Annotated in this window: 13 protein-coding genes; 3 read left to right on the forward strand and 10 right to left on the reverse strand. The window is 68.7% G+C overall.

The window, feature by feature from the left end; translation table 11 throughout:
* Positions 1 to 213 precede the first annotated feature (213 nt).
* The 3 genes from ACFWBQ_RS14295 to ACFWBQ_RS14305 form a co-directional block, all read right to left on the reverse strand.
* Complete coding sequence (locus ACFWBQ_RS14295) at positions 214 to 945, reverse strand: ferritin-like domain-containing protein (protein ID WP_385487618.1); 732 nt, start codon at positions 943 to 945, stop codon at positions 214 to 216.
* A gap of 1,047 nt (positions 946 to 1,992) precedes the next feature.
* Positions 1,993 to 4,299 carry a rhamnogalacturonan lyase gene (locus ACFWBQ_RS14300; RefSeq protein ID WP_385487620.1) on the reverse strand — a complete coding sequence of 769 codons (2,307 nt, stop codon included), beginning with the start codon at positions 4,297 to 4,299 and terminating at the stop codon, positions 1,993 to 1,995.
* A 307-nt stretch (positions 4,300 to 4,606) separates the two neighbouring features.
* A complete protein-coding gene (locus tag ACFWBQ_RS14305; RefSeq protein WP_385487622.1) occupies positions 4,607 to 5,596 on the reverse strand; it encodes a LysR family transcriptional regulator in 990 nt (329 codons plus the stop codon).
* A 180-nt stretch (positions 5,597 to 5,776) separates the two neighbouring features.
* Between ACFWBQ_RS14305 and ACFWBQ_RS14310 the strand changes: the two genes are divergently transcribed.
* Positions 5,777 to 7,243 (forward strand): MFS transporter, encoded by a 1,467-nt coding sequence (locus ACFWBQ_RS14310; protein WP_385487624.1) that lies wholly within the window; start codon positions 5,777 to 5,779, stop codon positions 7,241 to 7,243.
* A 169-nt stretch (positions 7,244 to 7,412) separates the two neighbouring features.
* Here ACFWBQ_RS14310 and ACFWBQ_RS14315 read toward each other — a convergent pair whose 3' ends face one another.
* The gene (locus ACFWBQ_RS14315) at positions 7,413 to 8,129 is read right to left on the reverse strand and encodes a carbon-nitrogen hydrolase family protein (protein ID WP_385487626.1); all 717 of its coding nucleotides are present in this window, start codon (positions 8,127 to 8,129) and stop codon (positions 7,413 to 7,415) included.
* A gap of 59 nt (positions 8,130 to 8,188) precedes the next feature.
* Positions 8,189 to 8,374, reverse strand: coding sequence for a hypothetical protein (locus tag ACFWBQ_RS14320; protein ID WP_385487628.1), 186 nt, complete (start codon positions 8,372 to 8,374; stop codon positions 8,189 to 8,191).
* A 271-nt stretch (positions 8,375 to 8,645) separates the two neighbouring features.
* Here ACFWBQ_RS14320 and ACFWBQ_RS14325 point away from each other — a divergent pair, with 271 nt between their 5' ends.
* A complete protein-coding gene (locus ACFWBQ_RS14325; protein WP_385487630.1) occupies positions 8,646 to 11,867 on the forward strand; it encodes an FG-GAP-like repeat-containing protein in 3,222 nt (1,073 codons plus the stop codon).
* Positions 11,868 to 12,306: 439 nt separating this feature from the next.
* Here ACFWBQ_RS14325 and ACFWBQ_RS14330 read toward each other — a convergent pair whose 3' ends face one another.
* From ACFWBQ_RS14330 to ACFWBQ_RS14340, 3 genes are read right to left on the reverse strand one after another with little or no spacing between them, the layout of a single operon-like run.
* Positions 12,307 to 13,491 carry a DUF6801 domain-containing protein gene (locus ACFWBQ_RS14330; RefSeq protein ID WP_385487632.1) on the reverse strand — a complete coding sequence of 395 codons (1,185 nt, stop codon included), beginning with the start codon at positions 13,489 to 13,491 and terminating at the stop codon, positions 12,307 to 12,309.
* Complete coding sequence (locus tag ACFWBQ_RS14335; RefSeq protein WP_385487634.1) at positions 13,481 to 16,273, reverse strand: trypsin-like peptidase domain-containing protein; 2,793 nt, start codon at positions 16,271 to 16,273, stop codon at positions 13,481 to 13,483. Before ACFWBQ_RS14335 ends, ACFWBQ_RS14330 begins: the two co-directional genes overlap by 11 nt.
* Positions 16,270 to 16,569 carry a trypco2 family protein gene (locus tag ACFWBQ_RS14340; RefSeq protein WP_385487636.1) on the reverse strand — a complete coding sequence of 100 codons (300 nt, stop codon included), beginning with the start codon at positions 16,567 to 16,569 and terminating at the stop codon, positions 16,270 to 16,272. The genes ACFWBQ_RS14335 and ACFWBQ_RS14340 overlap by 4 nt, the downstream gene beginning before the upstream one ends.
* A gap of 627 nt (positions 16,570 to 17,196) precedes the next feature.
* Between ACFWBQ_RS14340 and ACFWBQ_RS14345 the strand changes: the two genes are divergently transcribed.
* Entirely contained in the window at positions 17,197 to 20,574 is a 3,378-nt protein-coding gene (locus ACFWBQ_RS14345; protein ID WP_385487638.1) for a BTAD domain-containing putative transcriptional regulator, read from the forward strand.
* Positions 20,575 to 20,678: 104 nt separating this feature from the next.
* Here the strand turns inward: ACFWBQ_RS14345 and ACFWBQ_RS14350 are convergent, their stop codons facing one another.
* Both ACFWBQ_RS14350 and ACFWBQ_RS14355 read right to left on the reverse strand, forming a co-directional pair.
* Positions 20,679 to 21,215: a hypothetical protein gene (locus tag ACFWBQ_RS14350; protein WP_385487640.1), complete on the reverse strand. Its 537-nt coding sequence runs from the start codon at positions 21,213 to 21,215 to the stop codon at positions 20,679 to 20,681.
* An 80-nt stretch (positions 21,216 to 21,295) separates the two neighbouring features.
* Positions 21,296 to 22,045, reverse strand: a complete 750-nt coding sequence (locus ACFWBQ_RS14355) for a hypothetical protein (protein WP_385487642.1) — start codon at positions 22,043 to 22,045, stop codon at positions 21,296 to 21,298.
* Positions 22,046 to 22,717: the final 672 nt, after the last annotated feature.

A 22,717-nucleotide genomic window follows, 5' to 3' on the forward strand; every position in this document is an offset into this window, starting at 1 on the left:
CGGAGGATACGAGACACGATCAAGCTCGCGCGTCAGGACTGAACCGTAGTCGTGCCACAACCGCGCCAGAACGGACGGGAAGTCACGGGGAACTGCGGTCTCGAACAGCGCAAACAGCTCGCGCCTGTCGTAGTCGGAATACCGCAAGTCAGGCCCCAACTAGCCCCACCTCGCTCCTAAAGAGGTTGTAGGAAGCGGTGCAGCTGTCTGGTGTCAGCCCGCGCTCGTCCATGCATCTGGGCGGTGCACCAGCACTGCGGAGACCACCGCCCGGGACGAGGTCATGACATCGATCACGAATCGCAGGCGCCCGATGTCGAGTTGGCGCAGCGCCGGACTGTGGTCGGCGGCGACGACGAGAGAGACCGCGAGCAGAAGAAGTCGCCACAGGGCCATCACGGGGCGGCGCATTGTACGGGGCAGCTCCGCCAGGGAGGCGTGCAGTCGCTCGCAGTGGAACGGGACGTGGCGCTGCTCGTCGGACAGGATCCGCCCCGCCACGTCCGCAGTGAGCGAGTCGTCGGTGCCATCGCGCAGCGCCCGGTAATAACGCAGCGCCACTACTTCCGCGATCATCAGCACCAGCAGCTCCATGCGCAAGCCCATGAGACGCCGCAGCCGTACGAAGACGGCGTCGCTCCAGTGCCCAGTCAAGGTCGGCATGCCACCCGCAGCCAGCAGCCGAGCAAGCAGACGAGCATGGTTCTGTTCCTCGGCGATGAAGAGCCGGACCGCCTGCCCGTAGTCGGCGTCATCGGCCTGGTCCGCCTTGCGGACGAGATTGGCACCGTCACCGTCCTCGCCGACCTGGAAGCGCTGGATGCTGGCCCACACCGCCGGATGCAGCATCGCGCTTTGCCCCCAGTCCGGATCACCCAGGCCACACCTGCGCTCGCGCTCGTCCTCGAACCGCCTTGTCCACTTGGCGAAGCCACCCGTATGCACCCGGTCCCCCCCCTCTCCGGAACACAACCACCGTGCCCCGCAGAGGGACGACGCAGGCGGATACCAAACCGTTCCACGGCTGCCAGGCGCCCACAGTTCACAGATTCACGCGCGCGCCGAACGAGAGGTCTGCCGGTCCCCTCGTGAACGGCCACTTCCCAGCGCACGTTGACATCAGCGGCTGACATCAACGTCGTCGGACAATGATGGATCCGGGTGGTCATGAGTGGATCAGCAACCGCCCTGGAACACGACTACGAGCAGCCCACGCGCTCCGTTGATCGAACTCCTCAAGCGGGTGTCGCAGGTTCGAATCCTGCCGGGGGCACCAGTTCAGAAGGGCCCCACCTCCGGATTTTCGGAGGTGGGGCCCTTCTGACATCCACAGCTGGCATCCGGTCCAGGTGACTGATCGCGTTCTGCTGAGGACCAGGCCGACTTGTCGTTCTGACCGGGAGTGGCGAAGGCCGTCACTCGGTACGAAGATCGACCACCACCGCGACGGCTCGTCTCTGAAGATGGGGGCCAGGAACTCCGTCTCCACGGGCGTGCCAAGAGACCGGACGCGCGAGTTGAGCGGCGCGTGCGCGGGCCTCTCCTAGGAGCAGCTCCTGCGCTTCGCGCAGAGCCTTCAGGACCGAGACGGGATTCGGTGCTTCTCCCAATGGCCGGAGCTGGGCCGAGCCGTGAGCCTGCAGCAGGGCCTGTCGGATGTATTCGGGAGTCACGGCGCCGCTGTCCTGCTCGCACCACCCGTCGTGGCAGTCCTCACACCGGGCCTCGCTGCCCCAGCACACCCTGCCATGTTCGATGATTGAGGAGCAGCTCCTCAAGCACGGCTCAGGCACACATCACCCAGTCGGTCCGCGTGGACGTCGACACGCTCGTACGTGGCGAGCTGACCGCTCCAGTCAACACAATGCGTCCGGGCAAGGTCGGCGCGCTGCGCTACGAGAACGGAGGAGCCGTAGCCGCCGGGTGAGGCGGCTACGGCTGTGACGCGCGGTTCTCCGTGCTTCAGCGGCTCAATCCCGCCGTACCGCCGGTTCAGCGCCGATGGCCCGGCAGCGGGACCTCGGACCAGTCGGTGTCCGAGGCCAGGTAGAAGCCCGGGTACGCCGGCTGGTTGTACGCGGTCTGCTGCCGCGCCACCTCGGCGCGGTACTGGGCGTCGTGCATCAGCGTGTACATCTTGTGCCCGGTGACCTCGGTGCTGAGGTACATCCGGATCGCCGAGCTGTCCGCCGTGCGCACCAGCATCTCCTCGCGCCAGTCGCCGAAGACGTCGGCCACCAGCGAGGGGTTGCCCTTGGTGCCGTTGTTGGTCCTGGTGTCCGTGGCGGTCAGCACGGTGCCGCGCCGCCAGTCGTTCACCGTGGGCGTGGCATCGCCCGAGCCGTCGACCAGCTGGGTGGTCAGATCGCCGGCCCACCTGATGCTCATGTTGGTGCCGGGGGTGGCCGTTCCGACCGGTTCGCCGGCCGCCGTCCACAGCCCGGAGCCGTCCAAGCCGCCCGGCATCGAGGCCCAGGTCTCAAGGCCCGGGTGACTCGGGTCCACATCGCCGACCATGCCGCGTCCGGTGTCCCGGCCGCTGTACGCGCCGTACACCACCTCGCCGGTCGCGGCGTCACGCAGCGCGTAGCCATAGGGCGCCCAGGTGCCGCCCTCGTGCACGGTATAGATCTCCATACCGGGGCGGTTGGGGTCGATGTCGGTCACGTGCATGGCGTCGCCGTGGCCGAGGCGTGCGTTCTGGCCGGGTGCCGAGCTCTGGGGCGGCATGGTGTCCTTGGAGCTGTAGAGCAGGCTGCCGTCGTCGTCGATGGAGGCCGAGCCGTAGACGATCTCCTGGCGGCCGTCGCCATCCACGTCGGCGGCGCTGAGGGAGTGGAAGCCCTGGGTGGTAAGGGTGCCGAACTCCGGGTCGGTGCCGTCGACGCCGTGCGGTGAGTCGTTGAACGGGTTGGACATCGGGGCGAAGCCGCTGTCCACGTCCCAGTCCTTGCGCAGGCTGCGGCCGTCCCAGCGGTAGGCAACCATGGTGGTGCGGGTGTAGTAGCCGCGGGCGAGCACCGCCGAGGGGTGCCGGCCGTCGAGGTAGGCGACGCCGGACAGGAAACGGTCGACCCGGTTGCCCGGCTCGATCCGGCTCATGGCGTAGTCGCCCCACATCAGCCCGTCGTCGTGCCGGCCGGGCTCGTAGCGGACGGTGTCCAGCTCGCGACCCGTGGCGCCGTCGAAGACGGTCAGGTACTCGGGCCCGTCAAGGATGAACCCCTCGAAGGCGCGGAGATTGTTTCTGGTGCTGCGGCTGGGCGCGTAGACATCGATGAAGTGGTCCGCCAGTGCCTCGGCGTCCGCCTGGGAGAGCGGGTAGGCGTAACGGTCCTCGATGCCGAACGCCGACTCCAGGGTTGCGGGCCAGTTGCCGGCGGCGACCTCGGGGTGTTCGTGCCAGCCGCGGAACATCCCGACCAGATGGTCGTAGTAACCGGCCGCGCTCAGGCGGTAGTCGTCGGTGTGGGCGTACCCGGCCTTGACGTCGGCACGGGGCATGGTGATGTACCGCTCGGAGGCGACGCTGCCGTCCTCGCGGTAGCGGATGCTCTTGGTGCCGGGGGCGGTCTTGAACATCATCTCCGAGCGGCCGTCGCCGTCGAAGTCGTAGACCAGGAACTGGGTGTAATGAGCGCCCGCCCGGATGTTAAGGCCCAGGTCGATACGGTTCAGCAGCGTGCCGTCGAGGCGGTAGGTGTCGATATAGGTACGGCCGGTGTACCCGACCTGGGAGACGTCCTTGGAGTTGGACGGGTCCCACTTGACGACGTACTCGTACTGGCCGTCGCCATCCACATCGCCGACGCTCATGTCGTTGGCGGAGTAGGTGTACGCCTCGCCCGCGGGCGTGACGCCGTCGGCGGGCTTGCGCAGCGGCAGGTCGTAGTACCCGTCGGCCCACGGTGAGACCGGGTCGCTGCGCCGGGCCTCCCGGCCGTCGACGATGGCGGCGACGCGGTACTCGGCGTCGGAAGCACCTTCCCGGTCCAGGTAGTTGGTGCTGTCGGTAACGGTCGCTATCGGCCTGCCGTCACGGTAGACCCGGAAGTCGGCGCCGTCCAGGCCGGTATCGGTGTGCCCGGTGGCCTCCGAGCCGAGCAACCTCCAGCTCAGGAACACTCCTTCGGCGCTGGAGACGGCGACCAGCCCCCGGTCCAGCCGCTCCAGTTGCGCGCCCTCTGCCCCCTGCCCGGCCGGCCCCGCCCGACCGGACTGGCCTGCCTGCGCGTCCGCTCCCATGCCGATGGTCAGTACCCCCGCCAGTAGCGCGACGGCCCATCTCCGTGTCTTCATCGACAACTCTCTTCTGCCGGGGGGGCGTTGATTCGTTTCATTGAGTCGTTTCAATTCTGACCAGGCGCGACAGTACGAGGGCGCCGGGCGCCCGTCAAGACTTCGCACCGCGATCGGGAGCGGTCTGCCGCAGGTGCCGGGCCGCGGTCACCGTTCGCCGGGCGGCAGCAGCCCGGCCGGGGACAGTGCTCCCCAGCCCACGGATACCGCGACCGCCGCCCGGCGCGGATGGCCGTCCCGCAGGTTCAGCCCGAGCAGTTCCGCGTCCCCGAGGTCGGCCGCGAGCGGCTGGGCAATCGCCGGACCGCTATACCAGCGCCTGCCGCTTCGCGGGCCTGGGGTCACCTGTGCCGTTGTGGTCCTCGATGAGCCGTCGGTCGGCAGCACGCAGTCCACGGACGCCCTGCGTCACCTCCCGCGCCACCTTGCGGGCCGCTCCGGCGAAAGCCTCCACCGCACCGGTGTCGTCCCCGGCCCGCCACACCAGGCCGTATCCGACAGGTTCCGCATCGACGAAGGGAAGGTACGCGACGCCCGGCCGCGCGTGGTACGACATCGCGTGCGCGGCTGCGAACAGTGCGCCTCTGCCGCCCGCGACCAGCATAAGCGCCTCCTGCATATGGGTCACCGCCGGCCCGCGCGCGATCGGCTGTCCGCCCGGTGTGTGTGAGGGGACGTGCTGCTCCAGCCAGTAGTCCGGCAGCTCGCCCTCGATCATGAGCAGGGGTATGTCGGCCAGGTCCTCCATGGACACCGAATCCCGCGCGCCCAGCGGGTGAGCCGATGGGACGGCGAGGACGCGCTCCTCGGCGATCAGCACCGGGCCGCCGCCCAGATCGCTCTCCCGCACGGGGAACTCCTGGAGCTGGACGTCGAATTCCCCCCTGCGCAGCTGCCCGTACGGATCGGACAGCGGGACCTCGCATATCTCCACGGCGAGTCCGGGGTGGCTGGCCCGCAGCGCCTCCGTCGCCTTGAGCACGATCTCGCCGGTAAGCGGGTTGGAGAACCCGACGTGCAGCACGCTGTCGATGCCGCGCGCGGTGGCTGCGGCACGGGCGAGGGCAGCCTCCATCGCGCGGTGGTGCGGTTCCAGGTCCGTACGCAGCTGCTTGCCCAGAGAGGTGAGGGCGACACGGCGGCTGGTACGTACGAACAACGGTGCGCCGACGCGCCGTTCCAGGCGCTGCACCAGCTGGCTCACCCGGGCCCGGGAGAGCCGCATCCGGTCGGCCGTGCGGCCGAAGTGAAGCTCCTGGGCGAGCAGCAGAAAGCACTCGACTTCATCGCGTTCCATCAAATCCCCCGGTGAACCGGATCGGTAAGCCTGACTGAACGAACGTCGAGCTCTTCGCCGTTGTTCCGGCCAGCTGCCCGGTGGAGGGTGAGTGAGCCGCCCACGAAAGTCCCATTGATCGTTCCGGCCCGCAGCGCCACCCCCCTTCATCACCGCCCGCGACTCAGGAGTTGAACTGACGTGAATGCGCAGAAGGCAGCCCTCACCCCGCTCACCGCCCGCGACTGGGGCGTGCTGCTCGTCCTGTGCGGCGCGATCTTCCTGGAGGGCGTCGATGTGGCCATGCTCAATGTGGCCCTGCCCTCCATCCGTGCAGATCTCGGACTGTCCACCGGCTCGTTGCAGTGGGTCATGAGCGCCTACGTCCTCGGATACGGCGGCTTCATGCTGGTCGGCGGACGTGCCGCCGATCTCTTCGGGCGGCGCCAGATGTTCGTCCTGTGGCTCGCGGTCTTCCTGGTCTTCTCCGGATTCGGCGGATTCGCCACCGAGGGCTGGATGCTGGTCACGGCCCGATTCGTCACCGGAGTCGCGGCCGCCTTCATGACCCCGGCAGGACTGTCCATCATCACCACCGGCTTCGAGGAGGGCCCGCAGCGCAACAAGGCCCTGCTCTTCTACTCCGGCACCGCAGCGGGCGGATTCTCCATCGGACTGGTCGTGGGTGGCCTGCTCGCCGCGGTCGACTGGCGCTGGGTGTTCTTCGCCCCAGTCGTGCTCTCGGCCCTGATCCTGCTCGCCGCGCTCGCCTTCGTCCCTAAGTCGCCGCGGCCCGACCGCGCCGGCCAGAGCCTCGACCTCACCGGCGGCCTCACCATCACCGCGGCCATTCTGCTCCTGGTCCTCGGCGTCGAACGCGCCGGCCACACGTCGCTCGTCCGGACCCTCGGCACGCTCGGGGCCGGCCTCGCCGCCCTCGCCGCGTTCACCACCGTCGAACGTCGCTCGGCAGCGCCCCTGGTCCGCCTCGGCATCTTCCGCAACGGCGCTCTGGTGCGCGCCAACGCCGCCGGACTGCTCTTCTCCGCGAGCTTCTTCGGCTTCCAGTTCCTGATCGTTCTCTACCTCCAGGAGCTGCGCGGCTGGTCCACTCCGGAGACCAGCCTCGCGATGATCGTCATCGGGGTCGACGCAATCCTCTCGCCGACCCTCGTGCCCAGGCTCGTCGCGCGCTTCGGCAACGCCAAACTGATCCTCGGTGGACTGATCCTCGCTTCCTTGTCGTACGCCCTGTTCCTGCCGGTCGGCGCCGACTGGACCTACCTGGCCATGCTCCCGAGCCTGCTGCTGCTCGGCATCGCTTTCGCGCTGGCCTACGGCCCGCTCACCATCGTCGCGACCGAAGGTGTCAAGGAGGAGGAACAGGGTCTGGCCGGCGGGCTGCTCTACACCTCGTTCCAATTCGGTGCGGCACTGGGACTCTCGGCAGCGGCGACTGTCAACGTGGCTGCCACCGTGTCGGATTCACCCGCCGCGGTGCTCGACGGCTACCGGGCGGCACTGTGGGTGCCGCTCGCCGCGGCCCTCCTCGCAACGCTCATCAGCGCCTTCCGAGTGCGCTCCCGCCGGCCTGTCGGCAGCCAGGTGATCGGTAGGGGTGAACGGCCGGCCGACGACCGCACGCCCGAACTCCCCACCGCCCACTGACGTCCGTCCGCACGGCGAAGGAGTACCCGCGTGCCCGCCCACCGGAGTCGAGCTTCTCCGGCCTGGCGGACACCGTCTGCAGCTACGTACGCGACATCGAGTACGCCGCGGTGATCACAGTCGGCACACACACGACAAGACCCCGGACCGATCATGGTCCGGGGTCTTCCTACCTGGTGAAGACCACCCGCGCGATCCCGTCGGGAGCGGTGTCCGCCTGCGCTATCAGCTCCCCGTCGGCGGACCAGATGCCCGAGCGGCCGGACGTGCGGTCGAAGCCGCCGCCGGTCGGGCCCGCGAAGGCCGCCGTGGCGACCCACACGCCGTGGTCCGCGGCTACCCGACGCGCGCGTTCATCGAGGAGCTCGGCCTCGTGATCGGCGTGGATGACCCCGGCTGCGTAGCCGTCGATGCCCAGCGCGGCCGTCTTCGCGGCGTGCTCCGGGATGCCGGTGTCGCGGCAGATGGCAAGCCCCAGCCGCCACCCGTCCACCTCGACCACGGCGGGCTCGCCGGGCACGAAGCGGAGAACCTCGCTGCCGTGCAGGTGGACCTTCGCATACGCCACGTACGCGCCGTCTCCCTCCACAGCCAAAGTGGCGATGTGCGGGCCCGGTACAGGCGCGCCGACCAGGGCGAGCGTGCCGGTCTCGGCGCACGCGGCGAAGATCGGAGCGAGCCGTTCGTCGTCCGGGGCAATCGGCGCCGCGTCCAGCTCGTATCCCGTCAGCGACATCTCGGGGAACACCACCACCCGCGCTTCCGCCGCTCGAACGGCCTCCGCGTGGGCCACCGCATTGGCCGCCACATCGTGAGCCGTGCACCTCGGCTGTGCCACCGCGATGCTCAACGACTTCTTCACCCTGCACTCCCCTTCGTGTGTCACACGAGCACCCTAGGTTGCGGCGACCGGCCGGGGTGCCGCCCCCTCCCCGGGTGCGTGGACTAGGACTGCTCTCGCGTCAGGACGTATGTACTGCGGGAGTCGGGGTCGCCGAGGAAGAAGTAGAGCTCCAGCTCATCCCTCTCGTCGCGCCGCAACTCGAACGTCCACGCCGACGCCAGGATCGACGGTCTGCGCGCCGCACTCACCATCCTCGCCTTCGCCGCTCTCCTCGCGATGTTCTTCACCTCACGGATCCCGAAAACCCAGCCTCGTTCGACGGCCCCGTAGCCGCGGGATGGCCGGCGGGGCCGACCTCTGCGAACCGGGCCCTTTGCCCTCGCGGTCGAGCAGGGGTAAGTGGCCCGACGCGGACGGACCGCGGCCAGCCTTTGAACAGGTTCGAAACTGGATGTCGTGTGATGATCCCTCCTGGTACTGTCGCCCTCGCGCGCGGGGACGAGCGGCGGTTCCATATGCGCCCCCCCTGCGTCGCTCACCTTGGGGAGGGGCTTTTTCGTGATTCGTCCGCTGAACAGACGGGCCACGCGCCGGCAGCGCGCGCTCGGCCGTATCGCTCTCACCGTCACGCTTACCGTGACCGCCGGAATAGGCACCGCTGCGGGGACGGCCGCCGCCGAGACCCGCGGCGCGTCCGCCGATCCCGTCGTCATCAGTCCGGGCGCACGCTTCGTGCCCCGCGCCACCATCGTCCTGAACGCCGGCGAGACCGGATTCCTCACCGCCCAGGAGGGTGACGACCGCCTCCGCTGGACCGACTACGCCACCGGTGCGACGACCATCCTCGACCACCGGCTGCCCGAGCCGCTCGCCTACGACGTGGACGAGTTCCGCTTCGCCCAGTACCCGTCGGACTTCGGCCATGGCTCCGACACCGTCGCCCTCTACACGGACTCCCCGACCCCGCACGTGACACTTCAGCAGGGGATCGGCAGCGGGCCGGCGACCACGGTCCCGATCCCGGAGGGCCACACGTACGTCTCGACCTACGGCGACACCGTCATCACCCGGACCGGTGCCGAGAAGGCCGCTACGGGTCTGCACCTCCTGCGCCTGGAGGGCGGCGAGGTGCAGGACCGGAAACTGGAGGGCCTACCGGAGGGGTGGGACCTTTCCATCAGCGAGGGCGACGCCCGGTCCGTCGCTGTCCGCGGCATCAAGTGGGAAGACACCACGATGTCCCAGGGGTGGTGGGTCGTCGACCTCGCCACCGGCAGCGTGAAGGCGCTCTCCACGCAGGGCGAGAGCGTCTCCTTCGACCGCGACACCGTCTTCCACCTCGGCGCCCCGTCCGGCGACGCCGCCCAGGTGTACCGCCGTGACGACCTGGACGCGGAGCCGACCACCGTCGACCTGCGGGACGTGGCCTCGTACAACGACGTCGTCCGGCCCTTCGGCGACGACTTCGTCACCGTGACCCCGCCCAACCCCGGTGACAACGAGTACCGGGGCAACGATCTCGTCCTGCGCGACGCCACGGGAAGCTGGAAGTCCCTGCTGGCCGTCGCCTCCCCCTCGGTGCACCGCACGCCCGACGGCTCGCTCCTGGTGGCCGGCGCGGAGGAGAACACCACCTACGGCGCACTCGACTGGGGGTACTACCTCTTCACCCCCGCCACGGACGGCACCGTCACCCGCAAGCGCCTGGCGGACATAGAGGACCGGGAGGCCAAGCCGGCCGGCATCTCGCTGGGCAGCGGCATCCTCACCACGGCCGACGACGCGCAGTACTACAGCCCCCACACCTACATCGGCGGCTATCGGAGCACCTGGCTGGCGACCTCCGGCCGCCCGGAGGAGCTGAACTCGACCGTCGACGGCCTCGTCTCCGGCCGGGACGAAGACGGTTGCAACTCCACCGAGGGCACCTATTGCGTGACCATGTTCGCGAGCGGCGACGGGCATCACGGCCGCAAGGCCGCGACCGAGCAGGACGTCACCATGCTCTACCGGAACCGCGCCGCCCCGTGGGGCCCGAGGGTGACCTCCGGGCTCAGCAGCCCGCAACTCGTCGACCTCTCGGGCCGGTTCGGTGTGGTGAACCAGGCGTCGGGCGGTAAGCAGGCGATCCTCCACTTCAAGGACGCCGACACCGGGAGCGTGCTCCTGAACCGGGAGCCGGTCGCGGCCTCCGTCTGGGGCAACACGCTGTGGAGCGCCCTCGGCCGGTGGGACGACACCAGCTCGGGCGTGCCGACCGGGGTGGCGGCGAGGAACCTGTCGACCGGTGCCGCCGGTGAGTCCTTCGACCCGGGTTGCGTCCCCAGTGACCTGCAGGCCGTGGGCCGTTGGGTGTACTGGCGGTGCAGCAACTACTGGCACGACTTCAAGGGCGCCGGCGTCTACGACCGGCAGGCCAAGCGTTCCCTCAAGCTCGGATCCGACGAGACGCTCCTCGGCGACGGCTACCTGGTCCGCCGCTCGGACGCGGCCGGCCTCACCCTCGTCGACCTGCACAACGGACTCCCGGTCAGTGACAAGGAGGCCGACCTGCCCCAGCGGGTGGTCGCCACCGCTGCCGAGCTCGGTGACCGGACCGGGCGGCGTTCCGGATGGACCGTCGACCGCTTCGGCGGCCACATCGCCTACACGGGCGCGGATCGCCGGGTGCGGATCGTCCCGTCCGGCGTTCCGGCCTCCCAGATCGCCGTCATCGACGCCGACACGCCCGCTGTCGCGGACCTCAAGGCCGGTGACTGGAAGCCGCGTTGGTGGCTGTCGAAGCCGGCGGCGTCGTGGGCGCTGACGCTGAAGAACAAGGCGACCGGGGAGACCGTACTGACGTTCGCCGACGGGGAGGCACGGGGGCTGGTCGCGCCGTCGTGGAACGGCAAGGACATGGCCGGGAGGTACGTCCCGAACGGTGCCTACACCTGGACCCTGACCGCGAAGCCCGCCGACGGTGTCCAGGCGGACCTTTCCGTCCTCGGGACGGTGACGGTGACCGGCGGTGCCGCCGTGCGCCGCGACTATGTCGGCGATGACGGCTACCCGGACCTCTACGCCCGTGGCACCAACGGCTCCCTGCTCGTCTACCAGGGCAACGCCTCCGGCAAGGTGTCGGCGAAGGCCGACGGCGGTACCTGGCCCACCACCTCCACCCTCGTCCCCTTCGGCGACCTCGAAGGCGACGGCGCCAACGACACCCTGGTCACCGACAAGGACGGCTTCCTGTACCGCTACTCCCCCGAGCGCGGCAAGGTCGTCACCCCGGACGCCCCGCACAAGAAGATCGGCAGCGGCTGGACGCCCTTCGACGGCCTGACCTACTCGGGCGACCTCACCGGCGACGGCATCCCGGACCTGGTGGCCCGGCAGACCGCGACCGGCGACCTGTACCTGTACGCGGGCACCGGCAGCGGCGGCTTCACCCGTACCGGCAGGATCGGCACCAGCTGGAAGTCCCTCACCATCGTCGGCGCGGGTGACCTCAACGGCGACAAGCACGCCGACCTCGTCGCCCGCACCACCAACGGCGACCTCTACCGGTACTACGGCACCGGCAAGGGCACCGTAGGCGCCGGTGTGAAAATCGGTTCCGGCTGGGGCGGCATGGCCGACTTCGTCGGCATCGGCGACCTCACGGGCGACGGCAAGGACGACATCCTGGGCCGCACCACGGGCGGCGACCTCTACCGGTACGCCGGCAACGGCACGGGGGCCATCGGCGCAGGAGTCAAGATCGGCACCGGCTGGAAGAACTTCACCAGCGTGCGGTAGGGCACCAAGGCGTAGAGGGCACCCCGGACGTACGTCCGGGGTGCCCTACGCGCGTTCCCACGCCCCATGGGAAACCGCGGGGAACGCCCGGGGTTCTCGAAGGTCGCGCGCGGTACGAGCCGGGCTGCGGCCTCGGCGATCTCCAGATCCGCCCCGGGCAGCAGGCTCGTGCACGCGTCCTGGATGGTGCTGGAGGAGTGGCCGAGCACGAAACGAGTCGCTCCATGGAGCGACAGTGCGTCACGGACGACTGCCGGCTCGGGTACGAACGCACGAAAGTGCCGGTAATCCGGCTCGGTCCGGTCCAGTGGGACGAACAGCGCGACCTGTTCACGTGTGCGAGTCGTGCCTCAAGCAGCAGGCCGACGCCTACTTCCTCCATCGGCGGCCCGCCGCCGGATCAGGCCACCGCCCCCCCCCTGGCCGTGCTGAGCTTGAATCAGACTGCTGAGGTCTCGGCGTCATCATCCGTACGGGTTCGGCGTGCGGCGAAGATCGCGCCTGCGCCGGCGGCCAGCAGCACGCCGGCGCCGCCGAGCAGCCACGGGCCGGCGCCTGCTCCGGTCTGGGAGAGCGCGCCCATCGGCTTGGCCGCTGTGGCACCTGACGCGGTCTCATCGGCTGCCGATACGCCGGAGGCGGCCGATGTGCCGGAGGCGGCCGTATCGGTGGTGCCCGTAGTCCCGGAAGTGGACGCGCCGGCCGTCGTCCTGGTCCCAGTGATATGAAACGACGCCATGACGTTGTTCTGCCCTGCGTCCAGCTTGCACCGTGCGTGGATCCTGCCCGGGAACGTCACGTCGCCACTCGCGTCCCTCGGGGTGAGATGCGCCACGAGGCCGCCGACGGTGATTTTTGCGCTGCCCGGCTGCCTGAAGGTGAGCGTCGGCGCGGAGCCGGTCACCTTGACGTGAAACGCCCCGGACGCCGGCATGTCGGCCTTCACATTGCCCGGAAATTTCACGTCGACGTCCCCCTCCGGGGCGGCCACGCGGGCCTTCGCGTCCATCGTGCCCTCGACGCTCTTCACGCCGATCCTGCCCAGCATCTTCGTGGCGTCCGCGTCCACCGGCACCGCCGCGCTGACCACAAATTCCGCGGTGGGCTCGCCGACCGCGGCCGACTTCGGGACATCCGAGTCAATCCTCACCGTGACAGGCAGATTCTCGATCAACTGAGATGTGCATGTGTACCGGAGTGTGAGCGACACCGGGTCCGCTGCGGCGGGTCCGGCTCCTGGAAATCCCACGATTCCGCACGCAACCGCTACAGCCGTCGCCAACCGAATGGAGCTACGCACCACCGGACCGCTCAGGACAGCACGGGCCAACCCGCGTCGCTCAGGCAGGTTCTGCATTTGCTTGCCAGTTCTCATTTGGCCCCCGTCAGGGTGTTTGGATCTCTCGGATGAATTTACGTGCTGCAGCAATAAGAGGAATAAGTCTGTCCCGAATTGGCCGCTCATCACCGGCGTGACGGGGCCGTCGATGCCCGGGGTGAGGACGGTAGTGGCCGTCCAAGGTGGCGATCCGGGGACGACGTCGGCGGGGGCGGCATGGGCTGCGATCAGGTTCCTGCCGGCCGCAGCATGCGACTCGGCGGGAATCCACAGGTCACTGGTCACGGCGAGCCAGGAATACCTGGGTCAGGTGATCTTGGAGTTGAGCGTGACGGAATTGGTAGACCGCTCCGGACTGACGCAACACATCTCGCTCGCATGCATCATCGAGAAAAGAGATCAGCCGCCAGGGCAATTGCCCTGTGAGCGGCAGCCAAATTCGTGCGAGGGCCACCCATTGCCCCCAAGCGGTAAAGCTGAGCCCATAGGCGAGCCCACCCCCGAACGCAGCTTCTATCCCGAAGGCGAGCCCGACCAAAATCCCCCACACAGGCCCGGTCGTGAGCCCGTTGGCGAATCCGGCCCCCGTCCCGAACACGAGCGCCCACACAAGCAGGTAGAAGACCACGTTTCTGCGGTCCTGGCTCAGCAGCGCAGAGGAACTGACGCCAGATCTGATGTCGATGGGAACTTCCAGCCACGACATGAGTCCGAGCACCGACCCGACCCCGAGCCCGAGCCCCGGCACGAACACGAGGCCCCCCACGAGCCCGCCGTCGAGCCCGTCCGCGAGCCCCATCGACTCGACCACGACCCTGTCCAGGAACAGAATCACGAGCGCGGCCGAGACCCCGCACATGAGTCCGAGTTTGAATCTGGGGAGGAACCTCGAGCGTCTCCCCCTGGCCCTACCGAAGACCTGTATGCGTACGCGTGACGGCTCTGTCGCATCCCTGGAGAAGAACCCGTACACGATCCCGAAGAACAGTCCGTTCACGAGCCCGTGCAGGAGCCCGACCACGATCCCCCGCACGAGCGAGAACTTGAGCCCGAGCGATGTTGCGACCAAGTCCGCGGGCACGTTTCCGACCGCGGTCGTCACCCCGAGGGCCAGTGCGGCCAGGAACCCGATCACGAGCATGCGCGAAGAGCGGCGCAGCGTTGTGCCCAGTTGCCACCAGGCGAGGTCACGTTCGGGGACGCCCGTGCGCGCTCTGCCGAGTTGGTCCAGGTGCGCGGCGAGGTAACCGAGCCAGTGCTGGGCCCGGTCAGGGTTCCAGTGCCGCCGGCGGCGACCGCCGGTGCCGCTGTCGCTGTCGGCCGGCGACGGTTTGTAGGCGGCAGGGGTGAACGCTGCCAGGAAATGATGCTGCAGGGCTTCGGGGGTTGCGAACGTGGTGGTGACCAGGAGATCTGCCGGTTTGCCCCCGGGTGCGTTGCTGTAGATGGTGCGGGCCATGGCGACCATCAGCGGAGTGGTGAGCGCCGTGGCGACGTTCTCTGCTCCCGGGCTGCGCCGATGTTTGCGCAGTTCGTCCAGGACGGGTTCCCACACGGTGTTGTGCAGCCCGCCATCTGGGCCGGGACTGCTGGTGAGGGGCAGGTAGTCGGTGATGTCCTCCACGGTGAGGTCGTCCAGCTCGACGATGGCGGCCTTGGGGAGTGGGTGGTTCTCCACGGCCTCGGCGTATTCCTGGGGGCGGCTGGTGAGGAGCAGCGGGGTGGTGGTGCGGTCGAGCTCTCCGAGCGCTGTACGCCGCAGGCCGCTTGCGATCTCGTCGAACCCGTCCAGAACAGGCAGGATCCGGCCCGTGTCGACCAGGGCACCGGCCAGATTCCCTCCGTGCGCGGCTGGAGCTGCGAGGCCGTAGTCGCGCACCAGCTGGTGGCACATCCAGTCGCGCAGTGTGATGGTGGTCGGGTCCCATGATCCCAGGCTGAAGATCACCGGTACGGGGTCGTCAGGGGCAGGGTCGTCCAGCCAGTCGAGGACGAAGCGCAGAGTCAGGATCGTCTTGCCCGACCCGGCCGCACCGAGCACCACCAGCCGACGGGACGGGATGAACCGGTACACCTTCACGATCTGGTCGAGGCAGCCGGCCAAGTCAAGCGGCCCCGGATCCGCCCCAGGTGAGGCATTGCGGATCTTGGCCCAGTGATCGAACAGGCACGTGTCGGCGTTCCGGAAGCGCACGGGGAGCGGGAACGGGTCGTGCACATTCCGCCGCCGCTCCTCCTTCCGCCATTGTGCGGCCACCCTGGAGGCGAGTCGCTCGGCCGCCTCCCGCAAGTCCGGCGCGCCGCCCGGGAGCGGCGATGAGCGAGGAAGCTGCTCGAGTTGGTCAGGATGCGTCGGCAGACCGATCAGCGAGCTCAGCTCGTTGATCTCGTCCGGAGCCAGGTGTTCGTACCAGCCGTCCACCGGGCTTGCCGCGAGCGTGCTGAGCCCGTCGGATCGATGATGCTTGGTGATGACCCCGATCACGTACCCGCCGCTCCACACCGGGGCCCCCGACATGCCCTCCCAAGGGGAACGTCCCGGCTCGGGGTCGTACTCCGGGGAAGACTTCAGGGTGATCTCCAGACTGCCCTCGCGCTGGTTCGACAACGGGGTGGTGTCACCGCGCGCGTGGTGAGAATCCCGGTACGACACGGGCGCACTGCGGTCCGACGACGCGGTACCTGCGCGCAGCCTGAACCTTGGGAATCCCAGCGCTTCGCAGTCCACCGTCTGCGAGATGCGGGCGAACCGCACCGGCGGAACCTCGGCAGCGGAAAGAAAGCCGGCGCTCAAGTCGTCCACCATGCTGATCAGCGCGATATCCGAGGCGGGGCTCGCCCAGACCGTCTTGCCGTGCAACTCCCGCGTTCCGTCCTTGGTGAGAAAACGCACCTGAACCGTCGTCGCGTCGCACACCACATGCGCGGCCGTGAGCACCATGTCCCCGGCCACCTGGTAACCCGACCCACGCACTCCCGCGCCCGAGGCCCGCGTGGTGATGACCTGGACGGCCCGCCGACGCTCGAGCCCATGCGGCTCGACCGCCCTGCCCACAGCGGTACTCACTGCTCGTGTGCGTCGGCGCGGCCGGAGATGAACGGTGGGTTGTTCGCCCCTGCCAGGGTCGGCTGCAACGCCAGTGAGATGCGCTGGGTCGAGGTGGTGCTCACCGCCGCGTCCGCACCGGACTCCACCACCCAGAACCGGACTTTCGCCCCCGCTCGACCGGATCGCTCCAGCGCGACGGACAGCTCCAACTCGATCGACCCCAGCTCGAAGCGCAGCGCCTCGCCCTCCGCGGCAACGATCGCCCGCTCCAGCTCCTCCCGTAGATCCCTGATCACACGTGCCAACTCGATCACACCACGCCCCCCTTGTCGGTCATACGGGTCACATAGGACTGCAGACGCACGCGGCCTCGGTTGCGTCCCGAGCAGTGGTGAATGGGTTCGACCTGATCCGGGGGTTTGTGCCGGCATCGGGAGGAGGCCCGCACAGCCGAACGGCCACCAGCTGACCTTCAGGGCGACCAGGTCTCTGAACGAGATCGGCACGATAACCGCACCGGACAGCGTGCCCCTGCATGCCCCTGCGGGAGACAATCTCACCGCAACGCGTCCCCATCGGCTGCGCGCGATGGTCAAGACGTTCGCCGACGCGCTCTTGTCCACGGAGGCAGAGGCCCTGTGCGGAACCGAACACGGGCCGATGAGTCCGGCCAACGCTCCCGGGACGAACTCATCGGTCACCAACTTCACCTCTGTCACGTCATACTTCCTGTCAACTGTGCGACAGCGGCTACGAAGACGGTCGTTCCGTAGCAGCCGCGAACTTCTCTTGTCTCTGAGGACCGCGACCGGACGCCCTTGGAGATGGTCGATGCCGGTCTCCTCCTTCTCAGTGGTTCTCAGTCGTGTCTCGGCAACCATGACGGGACACGCTGCACCTCCGATGAAATTCCGATGATGTGCGGAAGCGAGGGCTTCTAGATGGACAGCGGACCTCCTCAGAGACTTCGGGTCGCAGTGCTCGGGCCGTTACGAGCCTGGCGGGGCGGAACACCACTGGATCTGGGGCCTGTCAAGCGCCAGGCCGTGCTGGCCGCGTTGCTGCTCCATCAGGGGGCTGCGGTGAGCCACGAGCAACTGCTCGACGCGGTGTGGGGGCCGGAGCCACCCGCAGGGGGTCGCAAGGTGCTGCCGACTCACGTCAACTCGCTGCGCAGGGCGCTCGACACGGAAGGCACCCAGCCGGCGGAGTCGATGATCCGCAGCGGCAAAGGCTGGTACCGCTTCGCAGCCGAGGAGGTCAGGCTCGATACGGCAGACCTGGCCGAGCAGGGCGATCAAGCGATGCGCACCATGGCGTCCGGCGACCTGGCCACCGCAACGGACCAGTTGTCCGTAGCACTCGAACTGTTCCGAGGAGAGCCCTTGGCCAACCTGCCGGGACCGTTCGCGCAGGACGAGCGGCAGCGGTTGTGGGAGCGACGACGAACGCTCCGGCTGGAGCGGCTCAAGTGCCTGGTTCTGCTGCGCCGGTTCGGCGACGCCCTCGACGACCTTGCCAGCCTGTCCGCGACCGACCGTTACGACGAGTCGCTGCTGGCCTTGCGTATGCGTGCCCTGTACGGCTGCGAACGTCAGGCGCAAGCACTGCACACCTATGAAGACATGCGCGTACGGCTGCGTGACGAACTCGGTGTCGATCCCGGCGAGGAGCTCCGTCGGGTGTACGAAGCGATGCTGCGTCAGGACGACGCCTACCTCCTCCGTCCGGCAGCTCCTCCCGGGCAGAAACTCTCCAAGCTCGTTCTCCGCGATGATCCGGCAGCGTCCGTGCTGATGCGACCGGGACCACCGAGACAGCCCGCCCATCCGCCCCGCGACATCACTCCGCCCGCGCCTGCCGAACTGCCTCATAGTGCAGCAGGATTCGTCGGCCGCACCGGCGAACTCGCCAGGCTCCACACGCTGCTTCCACCCGCGCAGGACCGAGGGCCGTCGAACACAGTGGTCATCTCCGCCATCGACGGCGCCGCCGGCATCGGCAAGACCGCGCTGGCCGTGCACTGGGCACACCAGGTGCGGGACCGCTTCCCGGACGGCCAGCTCTACGTGAACCTGCACGGTTTCGACCACGACCGGCAGCCCCTCGAGCCCGGGGAGGCCCTTGCGCTGCTGCTGCGGAGCCTGGGGCTCGCGGCATCGGAGATCCCCGCGAACCACGAGACCCAAGGCCGCGTGTACCGGACCCTGCTGGCGGGCCGACGCCTCCTCGTCCTGCTGGACAACGCGGCTTCGGCCGAGCAGGTACGTCCGCTGCTCCCGGGCAGTCCGTCCTGCTGTGTCGTCGTCACCAGTCGCAACCGGCTCGGGGATCTCGTCGCCCGCGACGGGGCGCACGCCCTGCCGTTGGATCTCCTCCTGCCGGCCGAGGCCCGGGCGCTGCTGAGCAAGGCACTCGGTGCGGACCGGCTCTCCGCCGAACCGCCTGCAGTCGACGAACTGATCCGGCTGTGCGGCAGCCTTCCGCTGGCGCTGCGCGTGGCCGCCGCCAGGCTGGCGGGCGATCCGGGCCTGCGCCTGGCCGACCTGGTCACCGAGATGTCCGAGGGAAACCGGCTGGAGGCACTGGAGCCGGACGGAGACGACAACTCCCCTTTGCGGGCGGCCTTTTCCGTGTCGTACCGAGTTCTGACGCCTGCCGCACGCCGGCTGTTCCGCCTGCTGGGCCTGTTCCCCGGACCGGAGTTCACCGCAGAGGTCGCGTCAGCCCTCCTGGACACACCGCCGCTGCAGGCCCGACGCCTGCTCAGTGCCTTGGCCGCCGCGCACCTGATCGAGCCGGTGACGGTCGGCCGATACCGATTCCACGATCTCCTTCGCGCATACGCACAGGAGCGGGCGCAGGCGGAGGAAGGCGCGGAGGATCGTGACGCCGCGTTGAACCGCGTCCTGATCTGGTACCTGAACGCCACTCGCGCCGTCGCGGGGACCTGGCTCTTCCCGGAGCTGCCCAGCGACTTCGGCCCCGGCGATCACCCGGGCCTGCCGGCCACTGCCGGAGGCGCGCAGTGGCTGGATGCGGAGCGGGCCAATCTGCTCGCGGTCATCAACCATGCCGGCCGCCACGGCCCCCGCCCCGTCGCCTGGCACCTGACCGGCGCACTGTTCGGCTACTTCTGGCTCCATCTGCCGCGGGCGACCTGGCAGGCCACCGCACAGACGGCACTGGACGCGGCCACCGCCGAAGGCGACCTGTTCGGCCAGGCAGCCATGCACCACCACCTTGGAGTGATCCAGTGGGACTGGGGACATGCCGAGCAGGCGACGGATTGCAACACACGCGTACTGGACATCAGTCGGGAGCTCGGTTGGCCGGCGGGGGAGGCTGCGGCTCTCGGCGTCGGAGGCTGCGTGGAATGGAGCACGGCGCGCCTCGACAGTGCGCACGAGCGCCTCACCGCCGGCTTGCGGATCACCAGTGAAACCAGCAACCGTTACCTTGAAGCGTTCGGGCTGCTCGGACTCGGTATGGTCTCCCGGGATCTGGGCCGACTGGGCGACGCTGCGGATCACCTCGAACTGGTCATCAGCCGCAATGCGGAGGTCGGCTGGTGGGACGACAGCCTGGCGCTGCAGATTCTGGGCGCGGTCTACTGGGAACTCGGCCGTCTCGCCGACGGCCTCGACGTCCTCGATCCCAAGGTGACCGCTGACGAGAGGGCCGGATACCGCAACGGCCGCGCGATGATGCTCGATGCCGTCGCGAAGATCAATATCGAACTCGGCCACCACGACGAGGCGTTGATACAAGCAGAGCGTGCCTTCGCCATGTTCAAGTACCCGGGACGGCCCTGGATTCAGTCCGGCATCCTCAACACGCTCGCGGCTGCCCACCGAAATCTGGCCCACTTCGACCGATCCCTTGAGGCTGACACACAAGCCCTCGCCCTGGCCCGGAAGGCGAGATTCAGACGGGCAGAGGCGGACAGCCTCCTGGGGCTTTCCCTCACACACCGACAGGTGGGCCACCACGACGAGGCCCGCCGCCATGCCGAGCAGGCGCTGCGCCTGGCACGTGAGTACGGCTTCCGAGTGGTGGAGGGGCAGGCCCTGACCGTCCTGTGCGGCACAGTGGAATCCGAGTCGGCGTATGCCACAGCCGTCTCTCTCGGCCGGGAGGCACTGGCCATCCACCGTGAGACCGGCCACCGACTCGGCGAAGCCCGCACCCTCGTGACACTCGCCCGCACCCTGCGGAAGACCGACGCCGCAGCCGCTGAACCCATGAGGCAGCAGGCGTTGGACATCCTCTCGGATGTGGGTGTGCCGGCGGAGGGGTACAAAAACCTCGACTGGTGACGTTTGCATAAGGCGCCTGTCACCGCCCCGCTCCGGGAAGGACGGTCACTCCAGGGGTACCGGAACAGAGGTGGCCCCGACCGAGTCGCCGGTCAGGGGCCGATTCAGCCTTTCCCCTGGGTCAAAATACAGAGCGCAGCGCCTTCGTCGGGGTCACCCACGTAAGTCCAGAGCTTCAGTGTCCTGCCGTCTCTCAGGGCCTCGTACGCGGAGGTCCCCCCGTCGGCTTCGAACGACACCGTGACGGTGCTCTGTCCCTCCCAGCCGTCGTCGTACCAGGTACCCGATCCCGACCTGGGTTCGTTCTCCGGCCCGTAGGCAGAGATGTCGTCATTACCGCAGACGTCATCGGCAGTGAACGTTCCATCCGGCTTCAGCTCCAGCCTGCCGCCCGTGCCGTCGCCCCAGGTGCTCGCTGTCCGGGATCGGGGCAGCTCGGCCGGCTTGCCGTCAGGGACCGGCGCGAAGGCCGGCCTGCCACATGCGACGAGGGCGAAGGCGACGGGAACGAGGGCCAGGACTGCCCGGTAGGAACGCAACACGCGCCACCCCAACACTTCCGCGGGACACAGGCACGACCGGCGGTCGATGCGGACAGGATCGTAGGTCAGGGCGACACCCCGATCATCCGGAGCCCCCACAGCGTGAGGTGTGCACGAGCGGACACCTCGGAGCCCTCCCGGCCCCACCCCTTGGCGCCGTCCGCGTCGGGCAGTCGCGATCAGTCCCGGCGCGTGGTGTGGGGGACGATGAAGGACGCGGGGCGTACCCGGTGGAGCGGTGCTCCCTCGGGTGCGCCGGTGTCGATCAGGTTCACCATCAGGGGGGTGCTTCCGGTCGGCCCGGCGTCCAGCGCGCGCAGGCGGTAGCGCTCGGTTCGCTCGGCGTCCCGGGCCAGGCGGAATCCGCCGGCGTACGAGCTGTAGGGCAGTGCGTCGTTGGCGATCCGCAGCTCCTCGCGGCGCCATGTGCCTGTCGCGCCGTCCCACCGCTCCAGCGTGAATCCGTCCTGCGGAGGGCGTTCGGCGCCCGGGGTTCCGTCCACGAGGATCTCCATCTGGAAGACCAGGCGCAGGTGGTCGTACGCACGGCTGTTGCCGTTGCGGAGGGTGAGCGTCAGTTCTTGAGCGTTTCCGCCACGCACGAGTCCGATTCTGCCGCCGGTCGTGGCCACGGCCATGGAGAGGAACGTCGGTACGGAGGAAGGAGCCACGGTGGCGACCGTGCGCGGCGGACCAGGTGAGCTGGGCGCGCTGCTGCCGGCCGTACGCTCGGCGCTCGGCGAAGGGGACGCCGAAGGCTCGGCGGAGCCGCTTCGCCCCGGTGTCGACGAGGGAGCCGGAACGGCAACGGGGGGCGCGGCGGGCATGGGGCGGCTCTGCGATGCGTCCGGATCGTCGCAGCCGGTGGCCGTGACGAGAAACAGGGCCGCGGTGGTCATGCCTGTGATGACGCCGCGTCCGAGCCGCATGCCGTGTCCTCCTGGAGTTCGCCCGTGAGATGCGTCGCGAACCTAGCCGGAGCAGGTCGCGCCGGAGGAGAGGCAAGGGGTAACGATCCTGTTCCAGTGGCCGCACGACGGCACGCCGAGCGCTCGGCCGATGATCCCGGGGAAGCCGAGGAGGCCGGGATTCGGGTCCACAGCACGGGGCGGGCGGTACGGATCTCGCCGCGTCGGCGCGGGTCCAGGAACCATCCTCGATTCCGCTCGCTCCCACCTGCTCATCGGCATCACATCCGTGATGCTGTCGTGAATGTAGCGAGGCGAGAAAGGATCCACCACCACGGCAAGAGGACTCGAGCTCGCATATCGGAGTACCTCACGCTCCATGTGATCCCACCCACATCCAACTCAATGGATTGCACTGTTTATCCATATCAATCATGAAGTGTGCATCGACGGGCTTGGGGAAAAGTCTGTTGCAACCCCACGGATGGCACCACAGCCTTGCTCTCATCCATGGCGGCAGCGGGCCCGGGACAGATAGATTCCTCGCGGGCCTGAGCCACGCCGCTGAGCCGGTTGTGAAGATCGGCCCACTTCATGGGGTGAGCTGAGGGGTGGGAGCTGCGTGAAGCAGCGTCATGTATGGGGTACGGCTGCCGCTGTGGCGGTCGGCGTGTCCGGAGTGCTGGTGCTCCA

The organism is Streptomyces sp. NPDC060035 (assembly GCF_042736635.1).
Classification (GTDB): Bacteria; Actinomycetota; Actinomycetes; order Streptomycetales; family Streptomycetaceae; genus Streptomyces.

What these genes read in the sequence shown, in the direction of transcription:
- ACFWBQ_RS14300 (WP_385487620.1), bottom strand. Translation starts at nt 4,299, where the DNA reads ATGAAGACACGGAGATGGGCCGTCGCGCTACTGGCGGGGGTACTGACC.
- ACFWBQ_RS14355 (WP_385487642.1), bottom strand. Translation starts at nt 22,045, where the DNA reads ATGCGGCTCGGACGCGGCGTCATCACAGGCATGACCACCGCGGCCCTG.
- ACFWBQ_RS14345 (WP_385487638.1), top strand. Translation starts at nt 17,197, where the DNA reads ATGGACAGCGGACCTCCTCAGAGACTTCGGGTCGCAGTGCTCGGGCCG.
- ACFWBQ_RS14305 (WP_385487622.1), bottom strand. Translation starts at nt 5,596, where the DNA reads ATGGAACGCGATGAAGTCGAGTGCTTTCTGCTGCTCGCCCAGGAGCTT.